This window comes from Streptomyces flavotricini, from assembly GCF_020639365.1.
Classification (GTDB): Bacteria; Actinomycetota; Actinomycetes; order Streptomycetales; family Streptomycetaceae; genus Streptomyces; species Streptomyces flavotricini.
In genome coordinates this window covers 6,932,273-6,949,636 of sequence record NZ_JAINUL010000001.1, presented here as the reverse complement: position 1 = coordinate 6,949,636, position 17,364 = coordinate 6,932,273, and the positions used below count along the sequence as shown (strand labels likewise).

18 protein-coding genes are annotated in these 17,364 nt (G+C 71.5%); 5 read left to right on the top strand and 13 right to left on the bottom strand.

The window, feature by feature from the left end; all coding sequences use genetic code 11:
• Nucleotides 1–73: 73 nt before the first annotated feature.
• The 11 genes from aroQ to rpsD all read right to left on the bottom strand — a co-directional run bounded on the left by aroQ (nt 74) and on the right by rpsD (nt 10,971).
• Nucleotides 74–514 carry a type II 3-dehydroquinate dehydratase gene (gene aroQ / locus K7B10_RS31750; protein WP_229341491.1) on the bottom strand — a complete coding sequence of 147 codons (441 nt, stop codon included), beginning with the start codon at nt 512–514 and terminating at the stop codon, nt 74–76.
• Nucleotides 511–1,602 (bottom strand): 3-dehydroquinate synthase, encoded by a 1,092-nt coding sequence (aroB, locus tag K7B10_RS31745; protein WP_229341489.1) that lies wholly within the window; start codon nt 1,600–1,602, stop codon nt 511–513. Before aroB ends, aroQ begins: the two co-directional genes overlap by 4 nt.
• Nucleotides 1,599–2,117, bottom strand: coding sequence for a shikimate kinase (locus K7B10_RS31740; RefSeq protein WP_308284651.1), 519 nt, complete (start codon nt 2,115–2,117; stop codon nt 1,599–1,601). The genes aroB and K7B10_RS31740 overlap by 4 nt, the downstream gene beginning before the upstream one ends.
• On the bottom strand, nt 2,114–3,298 hold the full coding sequence (gene aroC, locus K7B10_RS31735) for a chorismate synthase (protein ID WP_229341485.1): 1,185 nt from the start codon (nt 3,296–3,298) through the stop codon (nt 2,114–2,116). Before aroC ends, K7B10_RS31740 begins: the two co-directional genes overlap by 4 nt.
• 226 nt (nt 3,299–3,524) lie before the next feature.
• On the bottom strand, nt 3,525–4,346 hold the full coding sequence (locus tag K7B10_RS31730; protein ID WP_229341483.1) for a shikimate dehydrogenase: 822 nt from the start codon (nt 4,344–4,346) through the stop codon (nt 3,525–3,527).
• Nucleotides 4,343–6,109, bottom strand: coding sequence for an endolytic transglycosylase MltG (mltG, locus tag K7B10_RS31725; RefSeq protein WP_229341481.1), 1,767 nt, complete (start codon nt 6,107–6,109; stop codon nt 4,343–4,345). The genes K7B10_RS31730 and mltG overlap by 4 nt, the downstream gene beginning before the upstream one ends.
• A gap of 128 nt (nt 6,110–6,237) precedes the next feature.
• The gene (gene ruvX, locus K7B10_RS31720) at nt 6,238–6,708 is read right to left on the bottom strand and encodes a Holliday junction resolvase RuvX (RefSeq protein WP_030028999.1); all 471 of its coding nucleotides are present in this window, start codon (nt 6,706–6,708) and stop codon (nt 6,238–6,240) included.
• A 2-nt stretch (nt 6,709–6,710) separates the two neighbouring features.
• On the bottom strand, nt 6,711–9,380 hold the full coding sequence (gene alaS / locus K7B10_RS31715) for an alanine--tRNA ligase (RefSeq protein ID WP_229341471.1): 2,670 nt from the start codon (nt 9,378–9,380) through the stop codon (nt 6,711–6,713).
• Nucleotides 9,380–9,739, bottom strand: a complete 360-nt coding sequence (locus K7B10_RS31710; protein ID WP_229341470.1) for a DUF6167 family protein — start codon at nt 9,737–9,739, stop codon at nt 9,380–9,382. The genes alaS and K7B10_RS31710 overlap by 1 nt, the downstream gene beginning before the upstream one ends.
• Before the next feature lie 8 nt (nt 9,740–9,747).
• On the bottom strand, nt 9,748–10,179 hold the full coding sequence (locus tag K7B10_RS31705) for a DUF948 domain-containing protein (RefSeq protein ID WP_229341468.1): 432 nt from the start codon (nt 10,177–10,179) through the stop codon (nt 9,748–9,750).
• A gap of 180 nt (nt 10,180–10,359) precedes the next feature.
• The gene (gene rpsD, locus K7B10_RS31700; RefSeq protein ID WP_030026606.1) at nt 10,360–10,971 is read right to left on the bottom strand and encodes a 30S ribosomal protein S4; all 612 of its coding nucleotides are present in this window, start codon (nt 10,969–10,971) and stop codon (nt 10,360–10,362) included.
• Between the two features lie 235 nt (nt 10,972–11,206).
• Here rpsD and K7B10_RS31695 point away from each other — a divergent pair, with 235 nt between their 5' ends.
• Together K7B10_RS31695 and K7B10_RS31690 are read left to right on the top strand one after the other, a co-directional pair.
• On the top strand, nt 11,207–11,917 hold the full coding sequence (locus tag K7B10_RS31695; RefSeq protein WP_229341466.1) for a DUF2470 domain-containing protein: 711 nt from the start codon (nt 11,207–11,209) through the stop codon (nt 11,915–11,917).
• Between the two features lie 43 nt (nt 11,918–11,960).
• Nucleotides 11,961–12,164 carry a hypothetical protein gene (locus tag K7B10_RS31690; RefSeq protein WP_229341464.1) on the top strand — a complete coding sequence of 68 codons (204 nt, stop codon included), beginning with the start codon at nt 11,961–11,963 and terminating at the stop codon, nt 12,162–12,164.
• A gap of 38 nt (nt 12,165–12,202) precedes the next feature.
• Here the strand turns inward: K7B10_RS31690 and K7B10_RS31685 are convergent, their stop codons facing one another.
• Nucleotides 12,203–13,573 (bottom strand): replication-associated recombination protein A, encoded by a 1,371-nt coding sequence (locus K7B10_RS31685; RefSeq protein ID WP_229341462.1) that lies wholly within the window; start codon nt 13,571–13,573, stop codon nt 12,203–12,205.
• 71 nt (nt 13,574–13,644) lie between these two features.
• Nucleotides 13,645–14,259, bottom strand: coding sequence for a vitamin K epoxide reductase family protein (locus K7B10_RS31680; RefSeq protein WP_229341460.1), 615 nt, complete (start codon nt 14,257–14,259; stop codon nt 13,645–13,647).
• A gap of 137 nt (nt 14,260–14,396) precedes the next feature.
• On the opposite strand from K7B10_RS31680, the gene K7B10_RS31675 reads away from it, so the two are divergent.
• From K7B10_RS31675 to K7B10_RS31665, 3 genes are read left to right on the top strand one after another with little or no spacing between them, the layout of a single operon-like run.
• Nucleotides 14,397–15,278: an ABC transporter ATP-binding protein gene (locus tag K7B10_RS31675; protein WP_229341451.1), complete on the top strand. Its 882-nt coding sequence runs from the start codon at nt 14,397–14,399 to the stop codon at nt 15,276–15,278.
• On the top strand, nt 15,275–16,132 hold the full coding sequence (locus K7B10_RS31670) for an ABC transporter permease (RefSeq protein WP_229341449.1): 858 nt from the start codon (nt 15,275–15,277) through the stop codon (nt 16,130–16,132). Before K7B10_RS31675 ends, K7B10_RS31670 begins: the two co-directional genes overlap by 4 nt.
• Nucleotides 16,090–17,355, top strand: a complete 1,266-nt coding sequence (locus K7B10_RS31665; RefSeq protein ID WP_229341447.1) for a sensor histidine kinase — start codon at nt 16,090–16,092, stop codon at nt 17,353–17,355. The genes K7B10_RS31670 and K7B10_RS31665 overlap by 43 nt, the downstream gene beginning before the upstream one ends.
• The last annotated feature ends 9 nt before the right edge of the window (nt 17,356–17,364 follow it).

Below are 17,364 nucleotides of genomic sequence, written 5' to 3'. Positions count from 1 at the left end.
CACTCCGTCCCGTTCTGCCCACTGATGCGAGAACGTTATATGACAGCGGGGCGGAAGCCGCCCACCAGCACCGTCAGAGTGCGACTTCGTCCGCCAGCGCGCGCAGCGCCAGCCGGTACGAGCCGATGCCGAAGCCCGCCACCGTCCCGGTCGCCACCGAGGCGATGACCGACGTGTGCCGGAACTCCTCGCGGGCGTACGGGTTGGAGATGTGCACCTCGATCAGCGGCGCGGTGCGCTGCGCCGCCGCGTCCCGCATGGCGTACGAGTAGTGCGTGAAGGCGCCGGGATTGATCACGACCGGGATCTTGCCGTCCGCCGCCTCGTGCAGCCAGCGCACGATCGCGCCCTCGTCGTTGGTCTCGCGGACCTCGACGTCGAAGCCGAGCTCCTCGCCCAGCGCGCGGCAGCTCTGGACGAGCCCGGCGTACGAGGTGGCCCCGTACACGTCGGGCTCGCGCGAGCCCAGCCGGCCCAGGTTCGGCCCGTTCAGCACGAGCACCTTGCGGCTCACGCCGACACCTCGCCGTACGCCGCGATCAGGTGCGCCGGGTCGGGGCCCTCCAGGACGGTGGGCTTGGCCAGGCCGTCGAGGACGATGAAGCGCAGCAGGTTGCCGCGGGACTTCTTGTCGACCTGCATGGTCTGGAGCAGCTTGGGCCACTGGTCGCCGCGGTACGTCAGCGGCAGCCCGACCGCGGCCAGGATCTCCCGGTGCCGGTCGGCCGTCGCGTCGTCGAGCCGGCCCGCGAGCCGGCCGAGCTCGGCCGCGAAGACCATGCCGACCGACACGGCCGCGCCGTGCCGCCACTTGTAGCGCTCGTTCTTCTCGATGGCGTGCGCGAGCGTGTGCCCGTAGTTGAGGATCTCGCGCAGGCCCGATTCCTTCAGGTCGCTGGAGACGACGTCCGCCTTGACCCGGATCGAGCGGACGATGAGCTCCGCGGTGTGCGGGCCCTCGGGCGTGCGGGCCGCGGCCGGGTCGGCCTCGATCAGGTCGAGGATCGCCGGGTCGGAGATGAATCCGGCCTTGATGATCTCGGCGAGGCCGCTGACGTAGTCGTTGACCGGCAGGGAGTCCAGCGCCGCCAGGTCGCACAGCACGCCGGCCGGCGGGTGGAAGGCGCCGACCAGGTTCTTGCCCTCGGCGGTGTTGATGCCGGTCTTGCCGCCGACGGCCGCGTCCACCATCGCCAGGACGGTGGTCGGTACGGCGATCCAGCGCACCCCGCGCAGCCAGGAGGCCGCGACGAAGCCCGCGAGGTCGGTCGTGGCCCCGCCGCCGACGCCGACGATCACGTCGGTGCGGGTGAACCCGGACTGGCCGAGCGCCTTCCAGCAGTACGCCGCGACCTCGACGGTCTTGGCCTCCTCTGCGTTCGGCACCTGGATGGCGACCGCCTCGTAGCCCTGCTCGGCCAGATCGTCGCGCAGGGCCTCACCGGTCGAGGCCAGCGCCTCGGGGTGGATCACGGCGACCCGCTGGGCCTTCGTACCGATCAGGCCGCCCAGCTCGCCGAGCAGCTGCCGCCCCACCAGTACGTCGTACGCGTCGTGTCCGGCGCTGGCGCCGACCTGGATGCGCGTCACCTGGTCTGTCATACGTCCTTCAACTCCAGAGCGTCGAGGACCGCCTGGGCGACCTCTTCGGGGGTGCGGTCGTCGGTGGCCACCACGACGCGCGCGACTTCGGTGTACAGGGGGCGGCGGGCCTCCATCAGCTCGCGCCACTGGCGGCGCGGGTTGACGGCGAGCAACGGGCGGGCGGCGCCCAGGCCGACGCGCCGGACGGCCTCCTCGACGTCCATCGACAGATAGGCGACGGGCAGGCCGGCCAGCAGCCCCCGGGTGCCCTCGTCGAGGACGGCGCCGCCGCCGAGGGCGAGGACTCCGGTGTGCTCGGCGACGGCGGCGGCGACCGCCTGCCGCTCCAGCTCGCGGAAGTACGGCTCGCCCTCGTCGACGAAGAGGTCGGAGATCTCGCGGCCCTGGGCCGCGACGATGTCGGCGTCGGTGTCCCGGTAGGGGACGCCGAGCCGCTCGGCGAGCAGCGCCCCCACCGTGGACTTGCCGGACCCCATGGGCCCGACCAGGACGACCAATGGTCCGCCCGTCACCGGATCTGCAGGTTGTCGAGGTACGACTGCACGTTGCGCCGGGTCTCGGGCACCGAGTCGCCGCCGAACTTCTCCACGACCGCGTCCGCGAGGACGAGGGCGACCATCGCCTCGGCGACGATGCCCGCCGCGGGGACGGCACAGACGTCCGAGCGCTGGTGGTGGGCGGCAGCGGCCTCGCCGGTGGCGACGTCGATCGTGGCGAGCGCCTTCGGCACCGTCGCGATCGGCTTCATGGCGGCGCGTACGCGCAGCAGCTCACCGGTGGTCAGACCGCCCTCGGTGCCGCCGGAGCGGCCGGAGGTGCGCTTGATGCCCTCGGGAGTGGCCACGATCTCGTCGTGCGCCTGCGAGCCGGGTACGCGGGCCAGGTCGAAGCCGTCGCCGACCTCGACGCCCTTGATCGCCTGGATGCCCATCAGCGCGGCCGCGAGGCGCGCGTCCAGGCGGCGGTCCCAGTGCACGTGCGAGCCGAGGCCTACCGGCACCCCGTACGCGAGGACCTCGACGACGCCGCCGAGGGTGTCGCCGTCCTTGTGGGCCTGGTCGATCTCCGCGACCATCGCCTTCGACGCGTCGGCGTCGAGGCAGCGCACCGGGTCCGCGTCGAGCTTCTCCACGTCGGCGGGGGTCGGGTAGACCCCGTACGGGGCCTTGGCCGAGGCCAGCTCCACCACGTGCGAGACGATCTCGATGCCCGCGACCTCCTTGATGAAGGAGCGGGCCACGGCGCCGAGGGCGACGCGGGCGGCGGTCTCACGGGCGCTCGCGCGCTCCAGGATCGGCCGGGCCTCGGCGAAGCCGTACTTCTGCATGCCCGCCAGGTCGGCGTGGCCCGGGCGCGGGCGGGTCAGCGGCGCGTTGCGGCCGGTGTCCTTGAGCAGCGACGGGTCGACCGGGTCGGCCGACATGACGGTCTCCCACTTGGGCCACTCGGTGTTGCCGATCATGACGGCGATCGGGGAGCCCTGGGACAGGCCGTGGCGGACGCCGCCGAGGAAGGTGACCTCGTCCTGCTCGAACTTCATCCGGGCACCGCGGCCATAGCCGAGCCGGCGCCGGGCCAGGTGGTCGGCCACCAGCTCGGTGGTGACCGGAACGCCGGCGGGAAGGCCCTCCAGCGTCGCGACCAGTGCCGGTCCGTGCGACTCTCCTGCGGTCAGCCAACGCAACCTGCTCAACGATGCTCCTCATGCTCGCGCCTGGGTACTGCGGCGGCGCGGCCGGGTGCTCGGCCCGGACCCGCCACACCCGATCCTCCCACGTCCGGGCCGGTGCGCCGCCCTCCGGTCCAGCTGGCGGACGGCGGTGCACCCGGGCTCACCCTGGCGAGTGCGACCGTACACGGGCAAGATCGGCCCGCGCAGTGCATCAGGTGCGGTCACGGCGGGTGCGGGCGGCAGCGGATCAGTGGCGGGAGCGCAGCGCGGCCTCTCCCGCGGCCCGCATGGCGGCCAGCGGCGCGGTGTGGCGGCCGGTCATCTGCTCGACCTGGAGCACCGCCTGGTGGACGAGGAGGTCCAGGCCTCCCAGGAGCCTGCCCCCGTGCTGCGACCAGGCCGCCGCGAGGGCGGTCGGCCACGGGTCGTAGAGGACGTCGAAGAGGGTGCCCGCACCGGCCGGTACCCGGTCGGCCAGCCAGTCCGTGGCCCGCGCCGGGGTCGTCGCGATGACCAGCGGCGCGCCGAGCCCCTCGGCGGCGTCCTCCCAGTCGGCCGTACGGACGGCCACGTCGAGGCGCTCCCCCCACTCCTGCATCTCGTCGGCGCGGGCCTCGGAGCGGACGTACACCGTGACCTCGCCGGAGCAGATCCGGGCGAGGGCGGCCAGGGCCGAGGAGGCGGTGGCCCCGGCGCCGAGGATGGTGGCGCGGTCCACCCGGTCGACCCCGCGCTCGTGGAGCGCGGAGACGATCCCGGGGATGTCGGTGTTGTCGCCGAGGCGCCGGCCGTCCTCGGTCAGGACGACGGTGTTGACCGCCTCGACGGAGGCGGCGGTGTCGCTGATGCCGTCGAGCAGCGGGATGACCGCGCGCTTGAGCGGCATCGTCAGCGACAGCCCGGCCCACTCGGGGCCGAGGCCGGCGACGAACTGCGGGAGCGCGTCCTCGTCTATCTCGAAGCGGTCGTACGACCAGTCGTCGAGGCCGAGCTCCTGGTACGCGGCGCGGTGGAGCACCGGTGAAAGGGAGTGCTCGATCGGGGAACCGAGCACGGCTGCGCGTATCACTGCCCTTCCTTCTTCCTCTCCTCTTCGTACTTCTGGCGGTTCCTGTTGTGCTCTTCGTTGGTCACGGCGAACAGGGTCTCGTTCTCGTTCACCGACACGAAGTAGTACCAGGGACCGGTGGCCGGGTTGATCGCCGACTTGAGCGCGTCCGGGCCCGGGCTGCCGATCGGTCCGGGCGGCAGGCCCTTGATCTTGTAGGTGTTGTACGGGTCGTCGAGCTTGCGCAGGTCGTTGACGGAACCCACGTCCAGGGTGCTCTGGCCCCGCATGTAGTTGACCGTCGAGTCGAAGTCGAGCAGACCGTAGGTCTCGGTGTTGCCCGGCTTGAGCCGGTTGTAGACGACCCGGGAGATCTTGTCGAAGTCGTGCTGGTACTTGCCCTCGGCCTGGACGAGGCTCGCGACGGTGATGAGCTGCAGCGGGCTCGAAAGGCCCAGCTTGGAGGCCTGGCCCTTGACGTCCGCGCTCTCGTAGGCCTCGTTGGACTTGGCGACCATCTGCTTGAGCATCGACTGGGGGGTCGCGTCCTTGCTGAGGTCGTAGCGGGCCGGGTAGAGGAAGCCCTCCAGCGGGTCCTTGAGGTCCTTGTTGGCGGCCCAGTCGGGCAGACCGAGGTTCTTCGCCTCCTTGGTGGCGACGTCCTTGGTCGTGCCCTCCTTGAGCTTGAGCCGCTCGTCGATGGCCTTGTAGACCTGGCTGGTCTTCCAGCCGGGGATGACGTCGAGGGCGTTGACGCCGGCGCCGCCCACCATCAGGTCGACGGCCGCCTTGCCCGACATGTGCAGCTTCATCGTGTAGGAGCCCGCCTGGAGGGCTCCGCCCTTGGGGTTGGCCTTGGCGGCGGCGACGAAGGCGTCGGCGCTCTTGACGACACCGTGCGCCTTCAGGATGCGGCCCATCTCCCCCATGCCGGTGCCCTTGGGGATGTCGATGCTGACGGAGCCCTCGCCCTCGCCGGCGTAGTCCTCGCCGGTGCTGAACTTGGACTTGAGGTAGTCCAGGCCGTAGTAGCCGCCACCGCCGAGGACGCCGATGATCACGACGGCGGCGATCAGGCAGGCCGCGCCGTTGCGGCCCTTGGGTTTCTTGTCCTTCGAGCGGCCGCGGCGTCCGCCGCCGCCCGGGGTTTCGGAGTCGTCGCCGTCGCCGGGCGGGACCGAAGGGGCCGCGGCGGCCTCGTCGGCCGCCTCCGCCGTCTCGTCGGCGTACTCGGTCTCCGCCTCCTGCTCCGTGACCAGGTGGCGCCTGCCCGGGGGCTGCGGCGGCGGGTAGGCCTCGGGCGTGGCGTAGAGGTCGGGGGCCTCGCCCGGGTAGCCGCCGACGGGCTGCTGGGCGTACGGGTCCGCGCCGAGGTACGGGTCGGCCTGCGGGACGGCTGCGTACTGGGCCTGGGCCTGGACCTGGCCGGTGTCCCAGCCCTGGCCCTGGCCGTCGTACACCGGCTGCTGCGGCTGCTGCTGGTAGACCTGCTGGGGCTGCTGCGGGGCGTAGCCCTGCTGCTGGTCCGGGTACTGGCCCTGCTGCACGAACTGCTGCTGGTACTGGGGGTCCTGCGCGTACTGCGGATCCTGCGGGTACTGCCGGCCCTGCGCGTACTGAGGGTCCTGCTGGTACTGCGGCTCCTGCGGGTACTGCTGCTGGGGACCGCCGGCGTAGGGCATCTGAGCCTGCTGGGCCTCGTGCCCGGTCCACCCTTGGTCCCCGTACAGGGGGTCCTCCGGGTGCCACGGTTCGGGGCCACGGCCCCGGCCATACTCAGTCATCGGTCCCCTAGAGCCGCGAGACGGAGGCCACGGCCCTGTCCGCCGCGGCACCCGGTTCCGCCTCTGAAGTGGTGGGCGACGACTTGTTCGAATGACGCCGCATCGCGCGGAACGTTACCGTACCGCGATCAGACAACCACTTCGACGCACTCACCGGGCGGATTACCTGATACCCGTTCGGTCTCAAGAGCGTTCTGAAGGATGACCACCGCGGCCGCCTGGTCGATCACCGAGCGGCCCTTCTTCGCGTTCCTTCCCGAGGCCCGCAGCCCCTGCGCGGCGGTGACCGTGGTCATCCGCTCGTCCACCAGACGGACCGTCACCGGCTTGATGCCCTTGGCGAGTTCGTTCGCGAAGGCGCGCACCTTGGCCGCGGCCGGCCCCTCCCGCCCGCTGAGCGAGCGGGGCAGGCCGACCACGACTTCAAGGGGTTCGTACTCCTCGACGAGCTGCCGCAGCCGCCGGTGGGCGAAGGGGATGTCCCGGCCCGGAACGGTTTCCACCGGTGTGGCGAGCACCCCGTCGGGGTCGCACGAGGCGACCCCGATCCGGGCGTCCCCGACGTCGATGGCGAGACGGCGGCCACGGCGCAGCGTCATGGTCAGACCGTCTCGACGACGAGGCGCTCGACCGCGGCGATGGCGTCCGGGACGGCGGCCGGGTTCTGGCCGCCGCCCTGGGCCACGTCCGGCTTGCCGCCACCGCCGCCGCCGAGGGTCTTGGCGGCGGTGCGGACCAGGTCACCGGCCTTGAGACCGCGCTCGCGGGCGGCCTCGTTGGTGGCGATCACGGTCAGCGGGCGGTCGTTCGCCGTCGTGAAGAGGGCCACGACGGCCGGGCGGTCGCCCTGGATGCGGCCGCGGACGTCGAGGACCAGCTTGCGCAGGTCGTCGGCGCCGGTGCCGTCCGGGACGGTGCCGACGACGAGGGCGACGCCGCGGATGTCCTGGGCGCCCGCGGCCAGACCGGCGGCGGCCTGCAGGACCTTCTCCGCGCGGAACTTCTCGATCTCCTTCTCGGCGTCCTTCAGCTTGCCGAGCATGGAGGCGATCTTCTCCGGCAGCTCCTCCGGGCGGCCCTTGACCAGCTCCTGGAGCTGGGCGACGACCGTGTGCTCCTTGGCGAGGAAGTTGTACGCGTCCACGCCGACGAGGGCCTCGACGCGGCGCACGCCGGAGCCGATGGAGGACTCGCCGAGCAGCTTCACCAGACCCAGCTGGGCGGTGTTGCCGACGTGCGTGCCGCCGCACAGCTCCTTGGAGAAGTCGCCGATGGTCACGACGCGCACGCGCTCGCCGTACTTCTCGCCGAACTCGGCGATGGCGCCCTGCTTCTTCGCCTCGTCGATGCTCATGATCTCGGCGGTGACGTCGAGCTCGCGCGAGAGCACGTCGTTGATCTTCTGCTCGACGTCGGTGAGGACCGTGCCGGGGACGGCGTTCGGCGAGCCGAAGTCGAAGCGGAACCGGCCGGGGCTGTTCTCGGAACCGGCCTGGGCGGCCGTCGGGCCGAGGGCGTCGCGCAGCGCCTGGTGGGTCAGGTGCGTGGCCGAGTGGGCGCGGGCGATGGCCCGGCGCCGGTTCACGTCGATGGCGGCGTACGCGGAGGCGCCCACCGTCACCTCGCCGACCTGGACGGATCCCTTGTGCACGGAGACGCCCGGGACCGGCTGCTGCACGTCGCGGACGACGATGACGGCGCCGGAGTCGAGCTTGATGCGGCCCTGGTCGGCGAGCTGGCCGCCCCCCTCTGCGTAGAAGGGGGTGCGGTCGAGGACGACCTCGACCTCGTCGCCCTCGGAGGCGGCGGGCGCGGAGACGCCGTTCACCAGCAGGCCGACGATGGTGGACTCGCCCTGGGTGGTGGCGTAGCCGGTGAACTCGGTGGCGCCGGAGCCGTCGGCGATCTCCCGGTAGGCGGACATGTCCGCGTGGCCGGTCTTCTTGGCCTTGGCGTCGGCCTTGGCCCGGTCGCGCTGCTCCTGCATCAGGCGGCGGAAGCCGGGCTCGTCCACGGAGAGGCCCTGCTCGGCGGCCATCTCCAGGGTGAGGTCGATCGGGAAGCCCCAGGTGTCGTGGAGCAGGAACGCCTTGTCGCCGGAGAGGACCGTGCCGCCGGCGGCCTTGGTCTCGCTCACGGCGGTGTCGAGGATGTTGGTGCCGCCCTTGACGGCCTTGAGGAAGGCGGCCTCTTCGGCGAGCGCGACGGTCTCGATGCGCTTGCGGTCGGTGACGAGCTCCGGGTACTGCTGGCCCATCGTGTTGATCACGACGTCGACCAGGTCCTGGACGACGGGGCCGGTGGCGCCCATGAGGCGCATGTTGCGGATGGCGCGGCGCATGATGCGGCGCAGCACGTAGCCGCGGCCCTCGTTGCCGGGGGTGACGCCGTCGCCGATGAGCATGACGGAGGTGCGGATGTGGTCGGCGACCACGCGCATCGAGACGTCGGTGTTCTGGGCGGCGCCGTACTGCACGCCGGTCAGCTCGGTGGCCTTGTCCATGACCACGCGCAGGGTGTCGGTCTCGTACATGTTCTGTACGCCCTGCAGGATCATCGCGAGGCGTTCGAGGCCGAGACCGGTGTCGATGTTCTTCGACGGCAGGTCGCCGAGGATCGGGAAGTCTTCCTTCCCGTCGCCGGCGCCGCGCTCGTACTGCATGAAGACCAGGTTCCAGATCTCCACGTAGCGCTCGTCGTTGACGGCCGGGCCGCCCTCGACGCCGAACTCGGGACCGCGGTCGTAGTTGATCTCGGAGCACGGACCGCAGGGGCCCGGGACGCCCATGGACCAGAAGTTGTCCTTCTTGCCCAGACGCTGGATGCGCTCGGCGGGGACACCGATCTTCTCGCGCCAGATCGTCTCGGCCTCGTCGTCGTCGAGGTAGACGGTGATCCAGAGCTTCTCCGGCTCAAGGCCGTAGCCGCCGTCCGCCACGGAGCTGGTCAGCAGCTCCCAGGCGTACTTGATGGCGCCTTCCTTGAAGTAGTCGCCGAAGGAGAAGTTGCCGCACATCTGGAAGAACGTGCCGTGGCGGGTGGTCTTGCCGACCTCTTCGATGTCCGGCGTACGGACGCACTTCTGCACGCTGGTGGCCCGGGGGGCCGGCGGCTTGGTCTCACCGAGGAAGTACGGCTTGAACGGGACCATGCCCGCGTTGACCAGCAGCAGAGTCGGGTCGTCCGCGATGAGCGACGCCGAAGGGACAACGGCGTGACCGCGCTCCTCGAAGAAGCTCAGCCAGCGGCGGCGGATTTCAGCCGACTCCATCAGTGGTCCTCATTCCGGTTGTACGAACCCGCCGAGCGGGTCTCGTGGGTGGTCTTGTCGTTCTGGATGGCCCGGAGCCGCCGCGGCCCGGGGAGGGCGGTGACGTTGTCGGGCCGGACCGGGTCCATGGCGTCCCGCCCGAGCCCCAGTGCGTCGTTCAGCTCGTCCTCGCGCTGGGACATTCCCGCCTTGACGTCGAGGGCGAAGTCCTTGAGGCGGTGGCCCGCCTCCACGGCCTTGTCGGCGGCCTGGGCGGCGAGGCTCTCCGGCGTCAGCTTCTTGAGCTGGCGGTTGACCTTGGTGGTGGCCCATACGCCGGCGGCTGCGCCTGCGGTGAACCAGAAGGCTCGGCGGAACATCGGAGGTTTCAGCCCTTCTGCTTCCGGCGCCGGGCCGCCGGCACCGTACGGCCAACGATCACAGTACGTCGGGACGCCCGCGGCGGCGCGGCTTCGGTGGATTTGCCCAGTGCCTTGCGGACGCCGTAACCGAAGGCCGCGACCTTGACCAGCGGTCCGCCGAAGGTGGAGGCCACGGTGGAGGAGAGCGCGGAGGCGTTCGAGGTGACTTCCTGGACGTCACTCGCGATCGCGTCGACCCGGTCGAGCTGGGTGCGCGCGGAGCGGACCGTGGTGGAGGCGTCCGCGAGCAGCGGGACGGCCTGCTCGGTCACGTCGGCCACCAGCTTGGTGGTCGCCTTGAGCACCTGGGCCAGCCTCACCAGCACCACGGCGAGGAAGGAGACCAGGATGGCCCAGAAGACGGCCACGAGGATCCCGGCCACCTCTCCACCGGACACGTTGCACCGCTCTCTGCAGGTCTCTGCATGTTGATCACCAGACAGGTCTTCCTCCGACCCTATCGCGCCGGAGATCCGCCGCCGTACCGGAATTCGGGGTCCGCCCAAAACAGGAAGCCCGCCGGCTCCCCCAGAGGGGAACCGGCGGGCTGACCAGCCTGTGAGGCTACGGCCGCTGGATCAGCGGGCGTAGTACTCGACGACGAGCTGCTCGTCGCAGATGACCGGGATTTCCTTGCGGTTCGGGTCACGGTCCAGGCGGAAGGCCAGGGCCTTCAGGTTGACCTGCAGGTAGCGCGGGGTCTCGCCCTCGCCTGCGTAGCCACCCTCACGGGCAACCTGGAACGGAACCTTCTCGCGGCTGCGCTCGCGCACGGTGATGACGTCGTCCGGGCGGACACGGAACGACGGCTTGTCGACCTTGGCACCGTTGACCTCGATGTGGCCGTGAACGACCATCTGGCGGGCCTGGTAGATGGTGCGGGCGATGCCCGAACGCAGGACCAGGGCGTCGAGGCGACGCTCGAGCTCGACGACCAGCGCCTCGCCCGTCTTGCCTTCGGCCTTCTTGGCGCGGTCGTACGCGCGGGCCATCTGACGCTCAGAGATGTCGTACTGAGCGCGCAGACGCTGCTTCTCGAGCAGACGGACCTTGTAGTCCGAGTTCTGCTTGCGGCCACGGCCGTGCTCGCCCGGCGGGTAGGGGCGGGCCTCGAAGTACTTGACGGCCTTCGGGGTCAGCGCAATGCCGAGGGCACGCGACTTCTTGACCTTGGGTCGCTTCTGGTTCACGGGGAACCTACCTCCATGTAAGTTAGGTGAGGCTTACCTTATCGAGGAGGACGTAATGTCTCGACCACATGGGATCCCCCTGCCCAGTGCGCAACGCAGTTCGGATTCAGCTGAAACAGAATCCGCTTGCGCCGACGATAAGCAAGGTCAGCCGCGTCCCAGGGAAGGCGTTCGGCAGCTCACCGGAGCCGAACGCGTACGAACCCTCGTAGAGTCCAACGCCTCAGTATCCCTCATGCTGCCGGGTGCTTTCGACCAGGTGCGGTCGCTTGACCAGGCAGAGCTCGGGGCAGGGGGGCCGGCCGCGCGGACCGTCACCCCGGACGGGGACGTGATTCTCCTGGTGTCAGGGGAATCCGCGGCTGCCAGGGCGGCCGCATACGCCCAGGACGACGACCTCACCTCCGTGATCGAGATCACGGATGTGGCGCCGGTGTCCGTTCCCCATCGTATCCGAGGCCGTGCGTGGCTCGCCGGGTGGCTGACGCAGGTGCGCGGGGACGACCGCGCGGCCTGCGCCGCACTGCTGGCGGAGCGCCGGCCGGTGGGCGAGCTCCTCGGGCTGCACGGCCGGCCGTCCTTCGTCATGCTGCGCCTGGAGGTCGGCGAGATCTCGGTGGACGACCTGTGGGGCGCCGAGCACGTGGACCCGGAGGAGCTGGCCGCTGCGGAGCCCGACCCGATGGTGCACCACGAGACGGAGCTCCTCCAGCACCTGGCCGCCGCCCACCGCGACCGGATCGCGGACCTGTGCGCGCTGCTGGGCCCCCGGGAGAGCGCCGGCACGGCCGCGGTCCCGCTGGCCCTGGACCGGCTGGGCCTGCGGGTCCGCTTCACGGGCGAGGGCTCCTCCTTCGACGCCCGCTTCGACTTCCCGGCGCCTGTACGCGACGTCTGCGAGCTGCGCCGGGCGATGCACACGCTGTTCGCGGCGGCGGGCGGCTAGGTACGGGGGCCGGGTACGGGGGGGGCGGGCACAGGTCGCGCGCATGCCGCTCAGCGGCGCCTTCTCCGGCGGGGTCACGAAGAGCCCGTACTTGGCCTTGATCCCGACGGAGCGGCGGGCGTACTCGCAGCGGTACGCCGCGCGCGGCGGCTGCCACGTGTCGGCCGTCTCGCTGCCCTTGTCCTGGTTGGTCTGCTGGTCCACGGCGAGCAGGACAGGTCGGCGGCTGATCCCCCGCACGCCGTGACCGCCGGGCGGAGCCTTCCCCCGCCCCTGACCCGGCCCTCAAGCGCCGGACGGGCCGGAACCACCGCCGCGCAGCCGCTCGCGGACCTTCTCCACCACGTCCGCGTACCGCGCTTCGGCGCCGTAGCGGGTCGGTTCGTAGTACCGCTTGCCGTGCACCGCGTCGGGCGCGTACTGCTGGGCGGCGATCGCGCCCGGGACGTCGTGCGGGTACACGTACCCGACCGCGTGGCCCAGCTTGGCCGCTCCCTTGTAGTGCCCGTCCCGCAGGTGCGTCGGCACCGGGCCCGCCAGGCCCGCCCTGACGTCCGCCAGGGCCGCGCCGATCGCGGTCGTCGCCGTGTTCGACTTGGGGGCCAGGGCCAGGGCGATCGTCGCGTGCGAGAGGGTCAGCGCCGCCTCCGGGAAGCCGATCATCGCCACCGCCTGCGCCGCCGCCACCGCGAGCGGCAGGGCCGACGGGTCCGCCAGGCCGATGTCCTCGCTCGCCGAGATCATCAGCCGGCGGGCGATGAACCGCGGGTCCTCCCCGGCCTCGATCATCCGCGCCAGGTAGTGCAGCGCGGCGTCCACGTCCGAACCGCGGATGGACTTGATCAGCGCGCTCGCCACGTCGTAGTGCTGGTCGCCGTCACGGTCGTACTTCACCGCCGCCCGGTCGACGGCCTCCTCCACCGTCCGGAGGCTGATCTCGGACTCCCCCTGGGCGATCGCCGAACCGGCGCCGGCCTCCAGGGCCGTCAGCGCCCGCCGGGCGTCGCCGCCCGCGATCCGCAGCAGGTGCGCCTCCGCGTCCGCCGGCAGGGTCACCGCCCCGCCCAGCCCCCGCTCCTCCGTCAGCGCGCGCCGCATCAGCGCGCTGAGGTCCTCGTCCGTCAGCGGCTCCAGCGTGAGCAGGAGCGAGCGCGACAGCAGCGGGGAGATGATCGAGAAGTACGGGTTCTCCGTGGTCGCGGCGATCAGCGTCACCCAGCGGTTCTCGACGGCCGGGAGCAGCGAGTCCTGCTGGGCCTTGCTGAAGCGGTGGATCTCGTCGAGGAAGAGGACCGTGTCCTTGCCGTACCCGCCGGCCGCCCGCTTGGCGCCCTCGATGACGGCGCGTACTTCCTTCACGCCCGCCGTGATGGCCGACAGCTCCACGAACCGCTTCCGCGTCGCCTGGCTCACCACGTACGCGAGGGTGGTCTTGCCGATGCCCGGAGGGCCCCACAGGATCACCGACGAGGCCCCGGCCGGACCGCCCGCCCCGTCCCCGACCAGCCGCCGCAGCGGTGATCCGGGCTTCAGCAGGTGCTGCTGGCCGACGACCTCGTCCAGGGTGCGCGGGCGCATCCGGACGGCGAGCGGGGAGCTCGCCGGGTCCGTCTCCCGGCGGTCTTCGGCAGCGGCGGTGAACAGGTCTGGTTCCACACAGGAAGCCTAAGCGAGCGCACTGACAGCCCACTGCCCGCGGGCCGCGCCCTCAGGCGCCCCGGGCCGCCTCAGGAGGTCCAGAAGTCCCACCAGCGCGTCAGGATCAGCATGCCGATGATCCCGACGTGCAGTACCGGCGGCACCCAGGTGAACTCGTCGAGGAAGGCGCGCAGCCAGCCCGGGGCGGGCAGCAGCCCCTCGCGCACGTTGAACGCGGTGACGTACCAGAACATGAAGATCGTGGCGACCCACGCCAGGCAGCACCACAGGCACAGCGAGTTGATGTTGTACAGCGACTGGTACATCAGCCAGGTGCAGAACCCGACGCCGAACAGCATGCCCGCGTTGAGGGTCAGCCAGTACCAGGGCCGGAACCGGGCGCCGGCGAGCACGCTCATGCCGACGCAGACGACGATCCCGTACGCGACCAGCCCCAGCATCGGGTTCGGGAAGCCGAAGGCGGACGCCTGATCGCTCTTCATGATGTTGCCGCAGGAGACGATCGGGTTCAGGCTGCAGCCCGGCGTGAAGTTCGGGTCCTCGAGCAGCTTGAACTTGTCGATCGTGATCACCCAGGCGGCGAGCAGTCCCAGGGCGCCCGTGATCACCAGCAGCAGGGCCAGGGCCCTGCTCGCGCCGACCGTCCGCGGGGCGGCATCTGCGTCCGTACTTCGTGTCGTCATACCGCCCGCTCCACATCTGCAAGGTCAACAAGCACCGGCCATTGTGCCGTACGGAGCTGTGTGTCCACCGTTCGGTGGACATAAGGACGTATGCACGGGGGGACCGGTGGCCCGCGTTCCGCCACACCATTTGAGGCATGACACGGAACGCGGTGGAAGTACGGGGGCTTCGCAAGCAGTACGGCGAGGTCACCGCGGTGGACGGACTCGATCTGACGATCCGGCAGGGCGAGGTCTTCGGCCTCCTCGGGCCCAACGGTGCCGGCAAGAGCACGACGGTGGAGATCCTGCAGGGCCACCGGGAGCGGGACGGGGGTGAGGTCGGCGTGCTCGGCGCGGATCCGGCCACGGCCGGGCGGGCCTGGCGCTCGCGCGTCGGGATCGTCTGGCAGGACGAGTCGGCGCCCGCGGAACTGACGGTGCGGGAGACGGTGGAGCACTTCGCCCGCTACTACCCGGCCCCGCGGGACCCGGCCGAGGTCATCGCCCTGGTCGGGCTGGAGCAGAAGCGGGACCAGCGTGTGAAGGGGCTCTCCGGCGGGCAGCGGCGCCGCCTCGACGTGGCGCTCGGCGTCATCGGCGGTCCCGAGCTGCTGCTCCTCGACGAGCCGACGACGGGCTTCGACCCGGCGGCCCGCCGCCGGTTCTGGGACCTGATCCGGCTGCTCGCCGGCGAGGGCACCACCATCGTGCTCACCACGCACTACCTGGAGGAGGCCGAGGCCCTCGCCGACCGGCTCGCGGTCATCGCGAGCGGCAAGGTGGTCGCCGAGGGCGAACCGGCCGAGCTGCGCTCGCGCTTCGGCACCGGCGCCACCGTCGAGTGGACCGGGGACGACGGCGTCCCGCGGAGCGTCGCCACCGACACCCCCACCCGTACGGTCGCCGAGCTGATGGCCCGCTTCGACGGGGAGATCCCGGGGCTGAAGATCGGCCGGCCCACCCTGGAGGACGTGTACCTGCGCCTCACGGGCCAGCTCGTACCCACGACCGCGCAGCAGCCGGAGGACGCCCGATGAGCACCACCGCCACGACCGCGACGACGGGCGGCCGGGCCGCCGCGGCCGCCGGGGCGCTGCCCGGCGCCTGGACCCTGGGCCTGAGCCGCGGGGGGCTGGAGATCAAGCAGTTCGTCCGCCAGCGCGACGCGATGATCTTCACCTTCGCCTTCCCCATCGTCTTCCTCGCCCTCTTCGCCTCGATCTTCCACGACAGCGTGGAGAACACCGGGGTCACCGCCTCCCAGCTGTACGCGGCCGGGATGGTCGCCGCGGGCATCATGTCCACCAGCTTCCAGTCGCTCGGCATCTCGATCGCCGTCGAGCGGGACGAGAAGGTGCTGCGCCGGCTGCGCGGGACCCCGATGCCCCCGGCCGCGTACTTCCTCGGCAAGGTCTGGATGGTGCTCGCCACCGGACTCGCCGAGACCGCGATCCTGCTGCTCGTCGGCTCCACCCTGTTCGACCTCGACCTGCCGTCCTCGGCCGCGAAGTGGCTGACCTTCGGCTGGATCTTCGCCCTCGGCCTGACCGGCTGCGCCCTGCTCGGCATCGCCATCAGCAGCCTTCCCAAGTCCGGCAAGAGCGCGAGCTCGGTGGTCGTCCTGCCGTTCCTGATCCTCCAGTTCATCTCCGGCGTCTTCATCCCGGTCAACACGATCCCGGACTGGCTGCTGAACATCGGTGCGCTGTTCCCGCTCAAGTGGATGTGCCAGGGTCTGCGCGGGGTGTTCCTGCCCGAGTCCGCGGCCGTCCTGGAGCAGGCGGGCGGCTGGGAGTACGGAAAGGTCGCCCTGGTCCTGGGGGCCTGGGTCGTCGGAGGATTGGTGCTGTGTCTGCTGACCTTCAAGTGGAAGAACCGCCGCGACGGCTGAACAGCTTCACCGGTACGGCCGGAGCGCGCGAATCCCACGTCTGGGACCGCGCGTTCGGGCCGTGGGACCTCTATTTCGGCGTCGTGTGGGCCGCGACCGTCGCCTTCGTCCTGGGCGCGGACTTCCCCGCGCTGTCGTACCGGCTCCCCGCCGCCGCCCTGCTCACGCTGCTGATCCCCTGGTACGCGTGGGCCGGCCGGCCCCTGCTCCTGAGGGATCCGGGCGCCGAACCCGCGCTGTCCCTGCGCTACCTGGGCGTGCTGACGGCCCTGTTCCTGCCCGCCGCCTTCCTGGTCGGCGAGACCCGGCTGATCACCTTCGCGATCGCCCCGCACTGCTTCATGCTGCTGCCGCTGCGCCGGGCGATCGGGGCGATGGCGGTGGTGTCGCTGCTGCCGGTGGCCGGCTGGGCGCTGCTGTGGCGGCCCGAGGGCCACGTCGTCTTCATGAACGCGGTCGGCTCGTTCGTCACCCTCGCCTTCTCCTCGTTCTTCGGTGCCTGGATCCTCCGGATCATCGGGCAGAGCCAGGAGCGGGCCTCGCTGATCACCGAACTCGACGCCAGCCGGGAGGAGGTGGCCCGGCTCTCCGCCGCCCAGGGCGCCCATGCCGAAAGGGAACGCATGTCCCGCGAGATCCACGACACCCTCGCCCAGGGCTTCACCAGTCTGCTGATGCTGGTCCAGGCCGTGCAGTCGGAGCTGGACACCGACCCGGAGCAGGCCCACCGGCACCTGGAGCTGATGGCCGCCACGGCTCGGCAGAACCTGGCCGAGGCCCGGGCCCTGGTCGCGGGCGGAGCACCGGCCGACCTGGACGCCGGCTCCCTGCCGGACGCCGTGCGCCGCCTCGCAGCCCGGCAGGACCCGCCGGCGGACGTGTCGGTGACCGGGGAGGTGCGGCCGCTGGCCGCGGCGCTGGAGGTGGTGGCGCTGCGGTCCTGCCAGGAGTCACTGGCGAACGCGGCGAAGCACGCGGGGGCGGGGGCGCGCTGCTCGGTGTCCCTGGCCTACGGTGACGACGGACTGACCGTCGCGGTCCGCGACACCGGCCGCGGATTCGACCCGGCGGCCCCGGTGCCGGGCTACGGCCTGCGGGGGCTGCGCGCCCGCGCGGCGGAGGTCGGCGGCACGGCGGCGGTCGAGGCCGCGCCGGGGTGCGGCACGACGGTCACGGTCACCCTCCCGACGACCACTCTCCCGATCTCCCCGACGACGCCCTGAGGAGCCGCC